The sequence below is a fragment of the Actinomadura atramentaria DSM 43919 genome (assembly GCF_000381885.1).
In the GTDB taxonomy this organism is placed as follows: domain Bacteria; phylum Actinomycetota; class Actinomycetes; order Streptosporangiales; family Streptosporangiaceae; genus Spirillospora; species Spirillospora atramentaria.
Genome location: NZ_KB907227.1, coordinates 73,307 through 89,864, shown reverse-complemented (window position 1 = coordinate 89,864; position 16,558 = coordinate 73,307). Strand labels below are relative to the sequence as shown.

General features: G+C 74.4%; 13 protein-coding genes. 4 read left to right on the top strand and 9 right to left on the bottom strand.

Going from position 1 to position 16,558, the window contains the following annotated elements:
- The first annotated feature begins 10 nt into the window (after positions 1-10).
- The gene (locus G339_RS38325) at positions 11-1,402 is read left to right on the top strand and encodes a dienelactone hydrolase family protein (protein ID WP_084693529.1); all 1,392 of its coding nucleotides are present in this window, start codon (positions 11-13) and stop codon (positions 1,400-1,402) included.
- 156 nt (positions 1,403-1,558) lie between these two features.
- On the opposite strand, the gene G339_RS0131085 is transcribed toward G339_RS38325, so the two are convergent.
- Together G339_RS0131085 and G339_RS37265 are read right to left on the bottom strand one after the other, a co-directional pair.
- Entirely contained in the window at positions 1,559-1,945 is a 387-nt protein-coding gene (locus tag G339_RS0131085; RefSeq protein WP_019634973.1) for an SH3 domain-containing protein, read from the bottom strand.
- 346 nt (positions 1,946-2,291) lie between these two features.
- Positions 2,292-4,727 carry a hypothetical protein gene (locus G339_RS37265; RefSeq protein ID WP_019634972.1) on the bottom strand — a complete coding sequence of 812 codons (2,436 nt, stop codon included), beginning with the start codon at positions 4,725-4,727 and terminating at the stop codon, positions 2,292-2,294.
- Between the two features lie 147 nt (positions 4,728-4,874).
- Here G339_RS37265 and G339_RS0131075 point away from each other — a divergent pair, with 147 nt between their 5' ends.
- Positions 4,875-5,684, top strand: a complete 810-nt coding sequence (locus G339_RS0131075; RefSeq protein ID WP_019634971.1) for a hypothetical protein — start codon at positions 4,875-4,877, stop codon at positions 5,682-5,684.
- On the opposite strand, the gene G339_RS0131070 is transcribed toward G339_RS0131075, so the two are convergent.
- Together G339_RS0131070 and tnpB are read right to left on the bottom strand one after the other, a co-directional pair.
- Complete coding sequence (locus G339_RS0131070; RefSeq protein ID WP_019634970.1) at positions 5,681-7,375, bottom strand: proline--tRNA ligase; 1,695 nt, start codon at positions 7,373-7,375, stop codon at positions 5,681-5,683. The genes G339_RS0131075 and G339_RS0131070 overlap by 4 nt on opposite strands.
- A 68-nt stretch (positions 7,376-7,443) precedes the next feature.
- On the bottom strand, positions 7,444-8,811 hold the full coding sequence (tnpB, locus tag G339_RS38320) for an IS607 family element RNA-guided endonuclease TnpB (protein WP_240489953.1): 1,368 nt from the start codon (positions 8,809-8,811) through the stop codon (positions 7,444-7,446).
- Positions 8,812-9,003: 192 nt separating this feature from the next.
- On the opposite strand from tnpB, the gene proS reads away from it, so the two are divergent.
- The gene (gene proS, locus G339_RS0131060; protein ID WP_240489949.1) at positions 9,004-10,452 is read left to right on the top strand and encodes a proline--tRNA ligase; all 1,449 of its coding nucleotides are present in this window, start codon (positions 9,004-9,006) and stop codon (positions 10,450-10,452) included.
- 47 nt (positions 10,453-10,499) lie between these two features.
- Here proS and G339_RS0131055 read toward each other — a convergent pair whose 3' ends face one another.
- The 5 genes from G339_RS0131055 to G339_RS0131035 all read right to left on the bottom strand — a co-directional run bounded on the left by G339_RS0131055 (position 10,500) and on the right by G339_RS0131035 (position 14,859).
- On the bottom strand, positions 10,500-12,395 hold the full coding sequence (locus G339_RS0131055; RefSeq protein WP_026341940.1) for a SpoIIE family protein phosphatase: 1,896 nt from the start codon (positions 12,393-12,395) through the stop codon (positions 10,500-10,502).
- A 136-nt stretch (positions 12,396-12,531) separates the two neighbouring features.
- Positions 12,532-13,296: an ANTAR domain-containing response regulator gene (locus G339_RS0131050; RefSeq protein WP_019634967.1), complete on the bottom strand. Its 765-nt coding sequence runs from the start codon at positions 13,294-13,296 to the stop codon at positions 12,532-12,534.
- 51 nt (positions 13,297-13,347) lie between these two features.
- Positions 13,348-13,773, bottom strand: coding sequence for a CBS domain-containing protein (locus G339_RS0131045; RefSeq protein WP_026341939.1), 426 nt, complete (start codon positions 13,771-13,773; stop codon positions 13,348-13,350).
- Between the two features lie 63 nt (positions 13,774-13,836).
- Positions 13,837-14,217 (bottom strand): SSI family serine proteinase inhibitor, encoded by a 381-nt coding sequence (locus tag G339_RS0131040; protein ID WP_019634965.1) that lies wholly within the window; start codon positions 14,215-14,217, stop codon positions 13,837-13,839.
- 78 nt (positions 14,218-14,295) lie between these two features.
- On the bottom strand, positions 14,296-14,859 hold the full coding sequence (locus G339_RS0131035; RefSeq protein ID WP_019634964.1) for a sigma-70 family RNA polymerase sigma factor: 564 nt from the start codon (positions 14,857-14,859) through the stop codon (positions 14,296-14,298).
- A 672-nt stretch (positions 14,860-15,531) separates the two neighbouring features.
- Between G339_RS0131035 and G339_RS35960 the strand changes: the two genes are divergently transcribed.
- Positions 15,532-16,422 (top strand): hypothetical protein, encoded by an 891-nt coding sequence (locus G339_RS35960; protein ID WP_019634963.1) that lies wholly within the window; start codon positions 15,532-15,534, stop codon positions 16,420-16,422.
- Positions 16,423-16,558 lie beyond the last annotated feature (136 nt).

Here is a 16,558-nt window from a genome sequence, read left to right as displayed (position 1 = left end):
ACTGTCGGCCATGCCGAAGCGAGTGCTGATCGTCCTCACCAGCCACGGCGTCCTCGGGGACACGGGGCGGCCGACCGGGTTCTACGTGTCGGAGGCCGCCGAGCCGTGGGACGTCCTGACCGCCGCCGGGCACGCGGTGGACCTCGCGAGCGTCGCGGGCGGCGCGCCGCCGCGCGACGGGGAGGACCGCGCCGATCCCGTGCAGCGGCGGTTCCTCGACGACGGGCGGGTCCGCGCCGCGCTCGCCGCGACGCCGCGCGTTGCGGACGTGGACGCCGCGCGGTACGACGCCGTGTTCTTCGCGGGCGGGCACGGGACGATGTGGGACTTCCCCGGCGACCCGGCGGTCGGCGCGCTGATCCGGGCGGTGGACGAACGGGGCGGCGTCGTGGCGGCGGTGTGCCACGGGCCGGCGGCGCTCGTCGGCGCGACGCGCCGCGACGGGACGCCGTTCGTCGCGGGGCGGCGGGTCGCGGCCTTCACCGACGCCGAGGAGGCGGCCGTGGGGCTCGCCGACGTCGTCCCGTTCCCGCTCGCGGGGCGGCTGCGCGCGCTCGGGGCCGAGCACGTCGCCGCCGACGCGTTCGCCGCGCACGTCGTGCGGGACGGGCGGCTCGTCACCGGGCAGAACCCGGCGTCGGCGCGAGGCGTGGCGGAGGCGGTGTCGGACCTGCTCGGCGGCTGGACGCCGGTGGCCGGGCCGGACGGGCCGCTGGACGTCTTCGTCGCCCGGCCCGCCGGGGTTGGACCGTTCCCGAGCGTGCTCGTCGCGCCGGAGCTGTTCGGGGCGGACGAGCACATCCGGGACGTCGTCCGGCGCGTCGCGTCCCTCGGGTACGTCGCGGCCGCGCCCGACTTCCACCACCGCGCCGAGCCGCGCGCCGCCCTGCCCTACGGCGACGCGGGTCGCGCGCGGGGGTTCGCGCTGCTGCGCCGCCTCACCCGCGACGGCGTCGTCGCGGACGCCGCCGCGACGCTCGCCGCCCTGCGCGCCCGCCCCGACACGACGGACCGCGCGGGGATGCTCGGCTTCAGCGTCGGCGGGCACCTGGCGCTCCTCGCCGCCGCCCGCCTCGACCTGGCGGCGGTGGCGGCGCTCTACCCGAGCTTCCTGACGGACCCGACGCTGCCGCTGAACGCCGGAACCCCGACGCTCGCGTCGCTGCCGGCGATCAAGGGGCGGGCGCTCGTCCTGTTCGGCGGGGCGGACGAAATCCTCCGCGCGGAGGAACGCGACCGCATCATCGCGGCGCTGGCCGCCTCCGGCCCGGATCACGAGGCCGTGGTCCTCCCGGACGCGCCGCACGGCTTCTTCTGCGACGCCCGTCCGTCCTACGCCCCCGCCGCGGCGGCGGAAGCCTGGAGCCGCATCACCGCACTTCTGGCGGGCCTGGATTCCTGACAGTCCCACGCATGATCCGAGACGGCGACCACGGGAGGCCGGCCGGCGCGCGCGGCTCGGTGCGGTGCGCGTTCGGCGGGGCGGTTCGGGGGGTGCGTCGCGGCGGTCCCGCGACGCGGGTTCGCCCGGTCCCCGACGGGGGACCGGGCGGACGGGTCAGCGACAGCGGTCGGGACGCTGGGTGAGGAGCTTCACGTAGTGGCCGGCGACGTAGCCGACGCCGCTGAAGTTCTCGTTGTGCGGCCCGAGCTTGTACCAGGTGGCGTCGCGGTGGATCTTCTCCCCGGGCACCCAGCACTCGAGTTCGAGCTTCTGGCCCCGCTTGTAGTAGCCGAGCTTCCGCGAGTGCGTCGTGGGCCTGCTGCGGATGTCCAGCGTCGAGGACGTCACCTTGCCGTACGCGTAGTGCCGCGGCCTCGGCGCGGACGCCGAGAGGACGCCGGGCGTACCGGACGCCGGGGACGCCGTGGCCGCGGACGCCGAGACGAGCCCGCCGCCGAGGACCGCCGCCGCGACGGCGGCGACTGCGATTGATCGCTTCATTCTCCTGTGCTCCGTTCGGGCACGGTCGCGGACGGATGGGGGCTTCGCCCGCGTCGACCGGATCCGCCGGCCGGCATCCGCCCGTCAGGTGCTGCTCGTGCCCACGCGTCCTGATGCCCGCCCCGCCACCCCGCGAAGCTCCCCCGACCAGCACGAACACGTCCCTCGACCGCCCGCCCCACCCAACCCCCCGGGCACCCCGAAATCAGCGGCCCGCCCCGCTTCCGCCCACTTTGCCGACCGTCGCCGCGCAGGGCGGAGATGGCGGCACCAGGCTTACCGCTATCCCTTCCCGGATCGTGTTGGCCGTTTCGCCTCACGGTGGATGGCGTCGGTGGGGCGTCGGTCAGTTCTTGGCCACTTCGCGGCGGGCCTTCAGGTAGCGGCGTTCGGGGAAGGCACGGTAGGCCCAGGCGAGGTCGGGGGGTTCGGTGCGGCCCGTCCGGCGCAGGTGCTCGTGGGCGCGCTTCCAGTCACCGGCGAAGTAGAGCGCGCCGCCGAAGAGGTGGTGGGCCTCGACCGCGCGCAGATGGCCGGACTCGGCGGACAGCAGCCGGTCCGACGCCGCGCACAGTTCCGCGTGGACCTCCGGCGACGCCATGTACTCGAACGGATCTTCGCAGTTCTCCAGGTGGGCGATCGGGAGCATCGCGGCGAGCGGGTCGCCGGGTTCGGCGCGCCCGGCCGCGTCCACGCCGAAGGCGAGGACCTCGGCGTTCGAGCCCTGCCACTTGGCGCACAGGACCTGCGCGCGCCGCCAGTGCCCGGCGTACAGGCCCGGGGCGCGGGCGACGAGTTCCGTCCAGAGGCGGTCGGACTCGTCGCGGCCGAGCTGGAGGCCGAGCGCGTGGGACTGGAGCTGGACCCACGGCGTCGGGTCGGCCGGAAGGAGCTCGGCCGCGCGGTACAGCGGCGGACCCGCCGTCAGCAGGTGGCGGAACAGGCCCGCGAACTGGTCGTCGCTCACGTACTTCGCCCGGTACGCGCTGCGGATCGACCAGCCCTCCGCGATCCGCACCGCGCCGAGCAGCAGGTGGAGGTCCGGGTCGTCGGGGGCGTCCGCCGTCATCGCCTCCAGCGCGTCGCCGCGGCCGATCGCGGCGTTGGCCAGCCGGTCGGCGGCGAGCGCGCGGACCTCGGCGTCGGCGCGCGTCGCGGCGAGCAGCCCCAGCGCCGCGCGCAGGTCGCCGCGCCGGACGGCGGGCAGCGTCCGGGCCAGCTCGGCGTGCGTCCACGCGGGCGGGAGCGCGCGCGGCGCCCGCCGCAGGACGCGCGCGAGCGGCGACGGCGGCCGGTCCGGCCGCGGCGCGGGCAGCTCCGGCGGCGGGCCGTCCGGCCGGGCCGGGACGACGTCCGCCGCGCGCTCGGGCATCGGGACGATCAGCTCGGCGGGGACGGCCCGGTCGATCTCGTCGGCCAGCGACTCGCCGCCGGCCCACCGGTTCGGCTCGACGGCCACGACGGTCGCGTCCGCGCCGATGAGCTGCCGCGCCCCGTCCGGCCACGCCAGGACAGCCGCGACCGACGCGAACGGGACCGTGACGATCGTCGTCCCCTGCAGCCGCGTCACGCCGTCCGCGCCGATGACCAGGTGCTGCATCTTGTCCTCGACGTGCGGCAGCACGCGGCCCGCGACGGCGCGCCCGGCCGGGTCGGCGTACGAGAACCGCCCGTCGCCCGGCTCGCGGTCCCCGGGCAGCATCAGCAGCGCCGAGTCGAACAGCGCCCGGCCGATCGCCCGCACGTCCTCCGGCTTCACGGCCGCGTACTCGTCGAGCGTCTCGTCGAGGGTGCGGATCGGGGTGCCCATCAGCTCGCTGACGGCGGCGGAGGCGGGGCGGGCCGCGCGCGCGTCCGGGGTGTCCAGCCGCGTCCGCCACGCCGCGACGGCCTCGGCCAGCTCCGCGTCGTCGGGCGGCTCGGTCGCGATCCGGTCGAGTTCGCCGAGGAACAGCGCGATCAGCTTCTCCTGCGACTCGCGCAGCCCGTCGGCGTACGCGGCGACGTGCGCGGCGGCGGCGTCGCGCGGCGCGTACTCGACCTCGATCGTGTAGCTGACGCCGCCGTCGCGGCGCAGCACCCGGCGCAGCCGCCGGTCCAGGACGGTCTCGTAGAGGACGCCCGCCGGGGAGCGCGGCACGACGCCGGACACCGCGACGCCGCCCACGCCGGCGTGGAAGTAGGCGGGCGCGTGCTCCAGCACGTCGCGCGCGGCGGGCAGCGGCCGCCGCTCGCCGGGCGGCAGCGGCAGCCGCAGGCCGTCCGGCGGCGGGCCGCCGAGCACCACCAGGACGGCGTTGTCGCGGGTGAACCAGCGCGCGGCCCAGTCCCGCAGGTCGGCGGGCGCGAGCGCGCCGAGCCCGAGACCGGTGAACGCGGCGAGCCCGTACGACGCCGCGCCGTACCGCCAGCCGAGCATCCGCGCGGCGGCGTTCGGGGAACGGGCCGCGTCCTCGGTGCGGAGAATCGTCTTCTCGGTCTCCAGGCGGTCCATCGGAAGGTCGCCGAGCGCTTCGCACACCGAACCGAGGAATCGCGCGGTGTCCGACGCCGAGCCCGTCATGACGAATTGGGTCAGCACCGCGTCGACCATGCCGTTGCAGCGGTGTTCGCCGTCGGACACCTCGTGCAGCGCCAGGTGCTCGATCAGGTGCGTCACACCGCTGCGAGCCAGGGTCTCGTCGGCGTGGCCGACCCGGAAGATCAGCGCGACGCGGTACTCGTCGCCCCCGTCTCCCCAGAAGACCGGGACGCCGTCGATTTCGGTCCGCGTGTATTCCATGATGATCTCCCGTTTCGGTCCGGGGCATCATACGATCGGCGGGTGGTAGGAAACATCTCTTTTCGGTATCAGCGATCACGTCGGACATCGGCCGGTATTCTCGCCATTCCGCTCGCCATCCTCGCGGCCTGGGCCGTCTTCGGACTGGTGCTGCTGGCCACCGGCGCGCTGTCCGGCCCGCCGACGACCGGCGCCGTCTCGACGGACTCCGGCAAGGCGGACCCGCGCCCGACCCTCGACATCGGCGCGGGCTACCGCTACCGGCTCTGGGTCCGGGAAGGCGTTCCCCACCCGCAGGACTGCTTCTCCGCCGCGTCGGACGGGAAGGTGAAGCACCTCCGCCTCGACCCCGCGTTCGGCGACCGCGACGGCGGGCCGACCGGGTACCGGTGGGTCGGCGCGTTCCGGCCGGACGCGGACGCCTACGTCGCGATCGAGTGCGACGAGACGCCGTCGCTGCCGCTGCTCGTCCAGGTGGACTACCAGCGGCCGCTCATGAAGGAGTTCCTCGGCTGGGTCCTGCGGGTGTGGTTCGTCTTCGGCGCCGTGAGCCTCGTGCAGGCCCTGCTGCGCCGGCGGCGCGAGCGGGGCACCGACGCGCTGCGCCCGATGACGCCCGCGCCGACCGTCCCCGACGCGGCGCGGCGCGCGGCGGGCGGGCCGGGGGTGGGACGGGCGTTCCTGCGGCACGGGACCGTCGTGCCGGTCGGCGGAGCGACACCCGGCGAGGTCGAGGGTGCGCTGCGGGCGTTCGGCACGGCCGAGCGCGATCCGCGGCGCTTCACCGTCACCCGGCTGCCCGACGGCGGCGGATGGCTCGTGGCGTTCCCCGACGCGACCGTCCACCTGCGGGACGACGAGGTCAAGGACTCCAGCACCGCCGGGCTCGGGCGGCAGGCCCGGGCGAAGTTGTTCCTGGACGCACGGCGGCCGGTCGTGCTCGCGGTCGAGGGCTAGCCGTTCGTGGCGCGCACGGTGTGGGCGACGACGTCCGGGAGCGGGACCAGGGTCGTTTCGGATGTCGCGCGGGTGGTGAACTCCGCCGCCGATTCCGCCAGCGCCCGGCGGCCGACCGTGACGCGGAACGGGATGCCCGTCAGCTCCATGTCGCGGAACTTGACGCCGGGGCGCTCCGGCCGGTCGTCGAGGACCGCGTCGACGTCCGCCGCGCGCAGGTCCACGTAGATCCGCTCGGCGGCGGCGGCGACGTCCGGGTCGTCGGACTGGGCGGGGACGACCGCCACCGCGAACGGCGCGACGGCGCGCGGCCACAGCAGGCCCCGGTCGTCGTGGTGCAGTTCCGCGAGGACGCCGAGGGCCCGCTCGATCCCGATGCCGTAACTGCCCATCTGCAGCGGGCGGCGCGCGCCGGACGGGTCCAGGACCGTCGCGTCCAGCGCCGCCGCGTACCGGTCACCGAGCTTGAAGATGTGCCCGACCTCGATCGCGTTCTCGGCCGCCAGCGGCGACCCGCAGCGCGCGCACGGCTCGCCGGCGGCGACCTCCCGGACGTCCGCCCAGGTGGTGACGGCGATGTCGCGGGCGACGTCCACGCCGCGCAGGTGGACGCCGTCCTCGTTCGCCCCGGTGAACATCGAGCGGCGGCCGCGCAGCGCGGTGTCCGCGACGACGGGCAGCGCGACGCCGACCGCGCCGAGGCTGCCCGGCGACGCCCCGAGCGCTTCGCGGATCTCCTCGGCCGTCGCCGCCCGCAGCGCGGCCGCGCCGGTGGCGTCCGCGAGCTTCTGCTCGTTCAGCGGGTGGTCGCCGCGCAGCAGGACGAGCGTGACCGCGCCGTCCAGGACGTACACCAGCGTCTTGACCTGCCGGTCGGCGGGCGCGGCGTGGTCGCGCGCGAGGTCGTCGATGGTGCGGACGTCCGGCGTCGGGAACCGCTCGGGCGCGTCCGGGCCGGGCTCGTCCGCGACGGCCGCCAGCGCGGAGACGGCCTTCTCGACGTTCGCCGCGTACCCGCACGCGCAGCGGATCACCACGTCCTCGCCGATCGCGGCGGGCACCATGAACTCGGTGGAGTCCGCGCCGCCCATCGCGCCCGACGACGCGTCCACCGGGACCGCCGGGATGCCGAGCCGCGCGAAGATCCGCTCGTACGCCTCGCGGTAGGCGGTGTAGGACGCGTCCAGCCCGGCTTCGTCCAGATCGAAGGAATAGGCGTCCTTCATCGTGAACTCGCGGGTGCGCAGCAGCCCGCCGCGGGGCCGCGGCTCGTCCCGGAACTTCGTCTGGAACTGGTACCACTGCTGCGGCAGCCGCCGGTAGCTGCCCAGCTCGGCGGCGACGAGCGTGAAGATCTCCTCGTGCGTCATGCCGAGCGCGAGGTCCGCGCCGCGGCGGTCCCGCAGCCGGAACATCTCCGCGCCGATCGCGTCCCACCGCCCCGACCGCCGCCACGGGTCCGCCGGGTGCAGCTCGGGCAGCAGCATCTCCTGCGCCCCGACCGCCGCCATCTCCTCCCGGACGATCCCGATGATCCGCGCGCGGACGCGGACCGCGAGCGGCAGCAGCGAGTAGTGCCCCGCCGCGAGCCGCCGGACGAACCCGGCCCGCAGCAGCAGCCGGTGGCCGGGCGCCTCGGCCTCGGCGGGGTCCTCCCGGAGGGTGGGCACGAACAACTGGGACCAGCGCATTCGCGAAGGCTAACGCGGTCCACCGCGCCTCACCACCGACGTGCCGGGAGTGAGTACCGTTCGCCGGATTACTTCTCGATATCGGCGATTCGCCCGTTGTCGGGCGAAGATTCCCGTCTGATCCGGCGTCGGCCGGTGCGGGATTGGCGCTTCTCTGCCACCTGCCCGGCTCGGCCGGGTCTGACGGCGGCTCCACGCCCGTTTTCCATCTCCGGGCCACTCCCGGCGATGACGTGTTTCGCCAAAGCCGCTAGATTGAGCGCGGCATTGCGATCCCGGTCCAGTACCAGGCCGCAGGAATCACAGGTAAACGTCCGGATGTGCAGCGGTAGCTTGGGTTTCACCACGCCGCACGCCGAGCAGGTCTTACTGCTCGGGTACCACCGATCTGCGATTATCAGACGTCCGCCGTTCCACGCGGTCTTGTAGGCGAGTTGTCGGCGTATTTCGCCGAAGGCGGCGTCGGACAGGGCCGCGGAGAGTCTGCGGTTGCGGAGCATCCCGGCCACGTTGAGGTCCTCGATCACGATCACGCCGTATTCGCGAGCGAGTGAAGTGGTGAGTTTGTGGATCGCGTCTTTCCGTTGAAACGCCGTCCGTCGGTGGAGGCGGGCGCGGGAGGCGTCCGCTCGCCGCCAACGCGCGGAAGGAGCCCTGCCTGCGCGCCTGTCGGGCCCCTGCCGCCGTGACGCTCTTCGCGACGCGATGCGCAGTCGACGTGCCGACTTCTTCAGCCGCCGCGTGTTCTCCACGTCAGGCCGGTCGTCGGAGAAGACGGCAAGTTTCTTCACTCCGAGGTCGACGCCGATGATCGCCGCAGGTCGCGCCGGAACGCGGACCGCGCGATCGACTTCGCAGGTGAAGGACACGAACCATCGTCCGGTTTCGCGTCGTACCGTGGCCGACAGGATGCGTCCGGTGCCGGCGGCGATGCGGCGGTGGAGTTTCCGCGTCGACTCGTGCGTCCGCAGCGTGCCGACCACGGGAAGGGTGACATGGTGTCGGCCGTCCTCCAATCGGATCGCACCCGTCGTGAAACGAACCGAGGGCACCGCGCGCCGTTTCGCTTTGAATCTGGGAAATTCGACTCGGCGCCCGGCGCGGTCGCCGTGCCGGGACCGCGACCAGTTCGCCAGGGCGGCGGCCAGTTGGGTCAGCCCCGAGGCGTACGCCTCCTTCGAGCACTCCGCCCACCAGGGCGCGACCCGGTGCTTGGCCTTGTTCCATTCCTTGCGCAGCGCGTACATCGACCACGAGGTCGCCGGTGTCAATGCATCCTCGGGCAGCCCGTACGTGCGCTCGGCCTCCCGTTGGGCGAGGTTGGCCCGCACGTGTGCGAGACCCCAGTTGTAGGCGGCTCGGGCGGCTCCTGCATGACGCAGCAGCCGACGCTCCTGCGACGGGGTGACGTCGAGGGCGTAGCGGAACGCCTGCATGACGATCACACGGACGATGATAGCATATCGTTATCGATTGATTACTGAACGTTGGGGCTGGGGTGGTCGATGTGCGCCACGGGTGGGTGGCGGATCGCCGGTGCCGTCCGGTTCCGGCCGAGTTCTCGGTCGCTCCGGAGATCCCACCTTGACCGGAAACCGCGACTTCCCGCAGCAGATACCCTCTTCCGTGTGAGTCGAGAAGGTGTGACGCCGCAGAGCGAGGATTTCTCCGCCTGGTACAACGAGCTGGTCATCAAGTCGCAGCTCGTCGACCGGGGGCCGGTGCGGGGCACGATGGTCATCCGGCCGTACGGGTACCGGGTGTGGGAGCTGCTCCAGGCCGACCTGGACCGGCGCATCAAGGAGGCGGGGCACGACAACGCCTGCTTCCCGATGTTCATCCCGGAGTCCTACCTCAAGCGGGAGGCCGAGCACGTCGAGGGGTTCTCGCCGGAGCTGGCCGTCGTCACCATCGCGGGCGGCAAGGAGCTGGAGGAGCCGCTGGTCGTCCGGCCGACGTCGGAGACCGTCATCGGCGAGTACATGGCCAAGTGGGTCGACTCGCACCGCGACCTGCCGCTGCTGCTGAACCAGTGGGCGAACGTCGTCCGGTGGGAGATGCGGCCCCGCATGTTCCTGCGGACGACCGAGTTCCTCTGGCAGGAGGGCCACACCGCGCACGTCGACGAGGCCGACGCGATGCGCGAGACGATGTGGGCGCTGGACGCGTACGCGAGCGTCGCGCGGGAGCTGGCCGCGATGCCGGTCGTGCCGGGCGAGAAGACGCCGGGCGAGCGGTTCGCCGGGGCGGTCCGCACGTACACGATCGAGACGATGATGCGGGACGGCCGCGCGCTCCAGGCCGGAACGAGCCACTACCTCGGGACGAACTTCGCGAAGGCGTTCGAGATCCAGTACCAGGACGAGGACGAGAAGCTCACGCTCGCCCACACCACGTCCTGGGGCATGAGCACCCGCATGATCGGCGGCGTGATCATGACGCACGGCGACGACAAGGGCCTGGTCCTGCCGCCCCGCCTCGCGCCGTACCAGGTCGTGATCGTCCCGATCGGCCGCAAGGAGCAGGGCGAGCAGGCCGCCGCCGAGGCGCGGCGGCTCGGCGCGGCGATCAAGGCGACCGGCGTCCGCGTCCACGTGGACGACAACCGGCCGAACCTGTCGCCGGGCTACAAGTTCAACGAGTGGGAGATGCGCGGCGTCCCGGTCCGCATCGAGCTCGGGATGCGCGACATCGAGGCCGGGGTCGCGACGCTCGCGCGCCGTCTGCCGACGGTCGAGGGCCAGGGCAAGGAGCAGATCCCGCTCGACAAGCTGCCCGAGCTGCTGCCCGGCGTCCTCGCCGAGTTCCAGGCGTTCCTGCTGGCCCGCGCGGAGGCGTTCCGCGAGGAGCACACCGCGACCGTCGACGCGTGGGACGCGTTCGCCGCGCAGGTCTCGGGCGGCTGGGCGCGGGCGTTCCACTGCGGCGCCGCCGCCTGCGAGGACGAGATCAAGGCCGAGACCGCGGCGACGCCCCGGTGCATCCCGCTGGACGCGCCCGAGGAGTCCGGCGCGTGCGTGAAGTGCGGGCGGCCGTCCGCGTACGGCAAGCGGGTGCTGTTCGGCCGCGCCTACTGACCCGTCCCGTCCCGGCCCGTCGCAATGCGCGGCGGGCCGGACGTGCTTTACAGGGGCTCGGGCGGCGATACGCGCAGCGCGAGCATCGACACGTCGTCGCGCAGGTCGCCGTCGCAGAACTCCTGGAGGGCGCGCTCCACCGCGTCGGTCAGCGCGCCGAGCGGCTGGCCCGCGACCCCGGCGAGCGTCTCCAGCAGCCGTTCCCGGCCGAACTCGGCGCGCGCGGCGTCGCACGCGTCCAGGACGCCGTCCGAGTGCAGGAACAGCGTGTCGCCGGGGAACAGCTCGACGGTGTCGTGCCCGGCGGTGAAGTCCTCGAACAGGCCGAGCGGGACGCCGCCGTGCGACGCCGACCGGATCACCCCGTCCGCGCGGACGACGATCGCCGGGGGGTGCCCGGCGATGCCGAGCGTCGCCACGACCCGGTCGTCGCGGACCTCCAGGCCCGCGAGGACGGCCGTGACGAACCGGTCCTCGTCCAGCAGCGCCGCGTTGACCTTCGCCAGGACCTCCGCCGGGTCGTCGTGCCAGCGCGCGGCGAGCCGGACGCCGTGCCGCGCCGACGCGGTGACGGCCGCCGCGTCCTCGCCCTTGCCGCACACGTCGCCGAGGACCAGCCCCCAGCCGCGGCCGAGCCGGAACACGTCGTAGAAGTCGCCGCCGACCTCCGCGCCGTGCGTCGCCGTCAGGTACCGCGCGGCCAGCTCCACGCCGGGGATGGCCGGGAGGCTCTTCGGCAGCAGGCTCGCCTGGAGGCTGTCGGCGACCTCGGCGCGCCTGCGGTACAGCCGGGACGCGCGGATGACGAGCGCGAGCTGCCGCCCGATCCGGCCGACGACGGCGAGGTCGTGCAGGTCGAACGGGCCGCTCTCGCCGCCGCCCGCGAGGGTGATCGTGCCGAGGCAGCGGTCGCCGTCCTCGATCGGGACGGCGAGGACGGTCGTCGCGCCGATCCGGCCGCACACCGGCTGGCCCGCGTCGTCCGCGCCGAGCAGGCCGAGGTCCTCGACGTGGGGGCGCAGCGCGGCCTGCTGCGTCGCGAAGACCGTGCTCGGCAGCGGGCCGGGCGGCAGGGACTCCAGGACGCGGACGGACTCCTGCGCGTGCTCGTCCTCGGCGGGGCCGACGACGACCTGGCGGCGCAGGTCGCCCAGCCGCGCGCCCGGACCCGCGGCGGCCAGGTCGATGAACGCCCAGTCCGCCAGCTCGGCGGCGAGGAGCCGCGCGCAGCGGCGCACCGCGACGGTCTCGTTGAACACCGGCTCGTCCAGCAGCATCTCGCCGACGGCGGCGAGGACGTCCATCCGGTGGCTGATCGCGGCGACGGCCTCGTCGTCGCGGACGGCGGGGCGCTCCTCGGCGGCGGCCTCGTCGCCGGTCGGCGTGGACGTCGGGCCGGCGACGGCCATGACCATCGGGTCGGGCTCGCCCGCGATCCACACGCGCGCGAGCGTCACGACGGCGTCCACCGGCCGGTCGCCGCCGAGGAACCGGACGCGGACGCGGTAGCGGCGGCCCGTCCGGACGACCGCGGCGAGCTGGGACCGCAGCGGGCCGCGCGTCGCCAGGTCGCAGAACGAGGTGAACTGCTTGCCGGACACGTACCCGGGCGACGTGCCGAGCAGCGTCGCGGCCTGCCGGTTCACGCGCCGCACGCCGCTGTCGCGGTCGAGCAGGAACAGCGGGACGGGCGCGTCCTGGAAGACGGTCCGCAGCACGCGGCGCTCGGTGTCGCCCGCGCCCGCGCCGTTCCCGACGGCGGCGCGCTCCGCGCCCGCGGCCTGCAGCGCCTCGACGGCCAGTTCCAGTTCGGCGAGGGCGGCGTCCAGCGCCGCCCGCGGGTCGGCGGCGGGCATCGCCGCCGCGCGGCGCAGCTCCGCGACCCGCTCGCCGAGCCCGGCGACCTCCCGGAGCACCGCTCCGGGATCGAGTTCATCGGACATCGGGCTGCTCCGGAGGGCATCGGGCGCGGACGCGGATCGAACCACGCGCGGGGACGGGACGTCGGGGTTCACCGAACCGTCTCGCGAAGCTTATTCCGGTGGGCGCGGTGCGACGGCAAGGTCCGTGATGACCGGCTCAGCGAAGCCCCTGATCGCCCACGATGCGCTGTGCGAGAGCGGTGAGTTTCACACGCCGGTTCTGCGAAATCCTGCGCATCTCGATGAACGCCTCGTCGGCGTCGCAGCCGAGGGCGTGCATCAGGATGCCCTTGGCCTGGTCGACGACGGCGCGGGACTCGACGGCCTCCTGGAGCTGCACGGCCGTGCGGTGGACGTCCCCGTACTGCTGGGAGTTCGACAGCGCCGCGCTGCCCTGCGCGGCGAGCAGCGCCGCGAGCCCGCCCCGGCCCGAGCCGAGCGCCTTCGGCCGGACGCCGAACAGCGTCAGCGTGACCAGCACCGGCGCCATCCGGTGCGGCGTGGTGGAGAAGCAGCGGACGCCGACGCGCAGCAGGTCCGCCATCGCCTCCGGCCAGCGGGCCTCGGCGAGGACGTCGTCGGCGCCGACGGGCCGCCGCTCGGCCACGACGTCGAACAGCGGGCCGCGGCCGCGCGCGAGCTGGCGGTCCACGGCGGCGGCCAGGTCGGGGTGGCTGGCGGCGGACGCCAGCGGCTCGGGCCGCTCGTCGGGCCCGTGGGGGAGCGCCCAGCGGACGCCGGACGCGCCCGCGCAGCCGGGGACGGCGCGGTGCGCGAGGTCGGTCACGCGGTGCAGCGTTCCAACGTCGGAGGACTCGCCGACGATCCCCAGGCGCGCGATCTCCACGGCGAGCCGGTCGGTGAGGACGGCGTCGGGAGCGGTGTCGGGCGGTCCGGCGGCGGACCCGGTGGTGGGCGGCACGGCTTCGACGGTAGCCGCAGTCGGGGCGTGCCGGTACCCCTCAGTTCACCGCTAGAGATCGGGCGGGGCGCGGTGCAGGTCGGCGAGCGGCGCGAGCACGCCGTCGCCGGGCTCGGCGAGGTCGCCCATCGTGACGATCCCCACGGGCCGCTGCGCCTCGTCCACCACCGGCAGCCGCCGCACGGCGCGCTCGCGCATCAGCCGGAGCGCCTCGCCGGTGTCGTCCTCGACGGTGATCGTGGCGAGGTCGGCGGTGCAGACGTCCCCCAGGGGGGTGACGGAGCTGTCCCGGCTCTCGGCGACCGCGCGGATCACGATGTCCCGGTCGGTGACCATTCCGCACAGCCGGCCCGCGTACGTGACCAGGACGTCCCCGATGCCCTCGTCGCGCATGACGCGCGCCGCGTCGTAGAGGGTGGCGTCCAGCGGCAGCGCGCACGGGCCGGATGTCATGACCTCGCCCACTTTGCGTGTCATCCCCGTGTACCTTTCGGCGTCTCCTCACTCGGCGTACGCCGCCGCCCGCTCGCGGCCGCCGGGTCAGAACGCGAACAGCGTTCCCGTCCTGGAGCGCATCACACACGCGTTGGCGTATTCCTTCCGGAACCGGACGTCGAGGCCCCGGTACCGGCCCGCCGCCTCCGCGACGACCGGCGCGAACAGCATCGTGCAGAAGCCCCGGCTCACCGCGTTCTCCGGGCGTCCGCCGCGCTCGGCGAGGTCGGCGCAGGCGTCGGCGGCTCTCGGGTGGGTGCCGCCCGGCGGGTCGCAGCGCAGGACGACCGAGCGGATGACGGGGCCGCCCACGCGGCGGACCGCCAGGCGGATCTCGGCGCCCGGGGCGGGGCCGGCGGCGGCGGGGACCGCCGGGAGGAGGGCGAGGGCCGCCCCGGTCAGGGCGGCGTGGACGAGGCGCGGCATGCGATCCCCCTGCGGTTGTCCGGCGGGTTCTCGCTCACCGTAGTGGCCGGGGGACGTTCCGTGGGGCCGCTTCGGGGGTCAGGCGGCGAGGACGTGGTCGCGCTCGGCCAGCGTCTCGCGGAGCTGCTTGCGGCCCCGGTGCAGCCGGGACATGACGGTCCCGATGGGCGTGCCCATCATCGCCGCGATCTCCTTGTAGTGGTAGCCCTCCACGTCGGCCAGGTAGACCGCGTCGCGGAAGTCGCGCGGCAGGGCGCGCAGGGCGGCCGCGACGTCGCCGTCGGGGATGCGCGCCAGCGCCTCGTGCTCGGCGGACCGGAAACCGGCGGAGCTGGCCTCGGTCTGTTCGAGCTGCCACTCCTCCAGCTCCTCCGAGCCCGCGCGCTGCGGCTCGCGCTGCTTCTTGCGGTAGGTGTTGATGAAGTTGTTCGTCAGGATGCGGTGGAGCCACGCCTTGAGGTTCGTGCCCTCCTTGAACTGGTGGAAGTTCGTGAAGGCCTTGGTCAGCGTCTCCTGGACGAGGTCCTCGGCGTCGGCGGTGTTGCGGGTCATGCGGACGGCGCTCGCGTACAGCGGGTCCGCGAGCGGCATGACGTCGCGCAGGTAGCGTTCGGTGGTGGCGGTCGTGGGTGCGGCGGTCATGGTCGTTCCCCCCTGCTTCGGTGGCCCCGAAAGGCCGGTTGCGGGCCCGTGGCGGTGCGGGCTCGGGCGGGCTGGCCGCCCCTCGTGGTGAGATCCGCCGCCCGGCGGACGGTCCCTCCCGGATCGCGTTCCGCAGAGGGGGCCGGTCAAACGGGCCGGGGCGTGTCGGGTTCGGACGGGCGTCGTCGCCGGGTCTGCCGCCCGGCCGGTCCGGGCGCGGATCGCGGTGCCGGGCGACCCCGTGGGCGGGACGTCGCGGGCGCGCTCGATCAGGCGTTTCCGCTCGCGCGGTGGCGGTCTCGCTAGGTAAGACGCGCCACAGGTGCGGACAGGTTGCGTGGTATCCGTCACAAACGCGAGGTCAAGGGCGTTCGCCCTCCGTCAACACGATATATGGCGTTGGGGTGGAACGCCTCGGTGGCTGGGTTCATTCCGGTAGATCGTTTTGACGGTTGATCGTGGTGGTTGTCCGGGCAACGTGCTCTTTGACCCGTGTGGGCGCTTGCGTTGGGACTCGTCCGAGACGCCCTAACGGTGCGAGTAGGGGAATGTTCCTCCCGCGACAGGTACGTTCCACGGCCGCCTTCGGGTCTGATCAGTACTGGACGGATCACCGCTGAGACGCCGCACCCGCGGCGGAGCCGGAGAGCGAGACCGACGTTGGGTGCGACCTTGACGCTGCCCGTGGCCGACCGGCTGCAGGCCACCTACGCCGTCGCGCTCCGCGAACCGCCCGCGGGGCTGCGGGCGGCCGTCCGGCGGGAGATCGCCGACGGTTACGACGCGCCGCTGCGCGAACTCGTGCTCGGCGTGTTCGACAGTCCGATGCTCACGCTGGACCTGCGGCCCGCCGACGAGTTCCCGCCGCTGCCCGTTGATCTGCTCGCGGCGTACGGGGCTGCGGCGTCCGAGACCGCGGGGATCGCCGGGGCCTCGCACCTGCTCGCCGTCCGCGCGGCGTACCGGCCGGGCTGGCCGCCCGCGCACGAGTGGGCGGCGCGGGCCGTCGCGGGGGCCGTCGCCGCCGTCGCGGGCGGGACGGTCGTGGACGTCTTCACGCCGCGCGTCCTGGACCCGGCCGGGCTGCGGCGGTCGCTGCCCGGCCCGCGCGGCGGCATCCGGCTCACCGACTGGATGCTGATCCCGCACTCGCCGGGCGCGGACGGGCACTGGTTCACGACGCGCGGCCTGGCGCGGTTCGGCCTTCCCGAGCTCCGCACCGAGAACGTTCCAAACGAGCTCGTCGAACCGTGGGGGCGGTTCCTCAACGGGCTCGCGCGCCGCCTCCTGGACCTCTGGCTGGCCGAACTCGCCGGGGCCGACCCGGCGCCGTACGAGATCGCACTCCCGGCGGTCGTGACGGTCGGGCTGCAGGACGTCGCCGCGGCGTCCGGCGGCTGGGAGACGCTGGGGCGCTCGGTCGCGGTGCGGCTCCGGCCGGACGAGCCGCGGCCGGGGGACGAGGCGCCCGTCCTCGCCGTCGTGCCCGCCGACGACGGGCCGGCGGGACCGGCCGCGCTGTGCGCCGCCCTGTTCGGGGCACCGGCCCACGGAATCGAGTGATTCGAGGGATATGCGGCCTGTTTTCCGTCTTGCCCGTCACCGATCTCTCAGCGGAGGATCGGGGGCGTGAGCCCCGGTCCCCAGGACAGCCCGTACCCCGAGCCCGAGGAGCCCGCCGTGCCCGCCGAGCCCGACC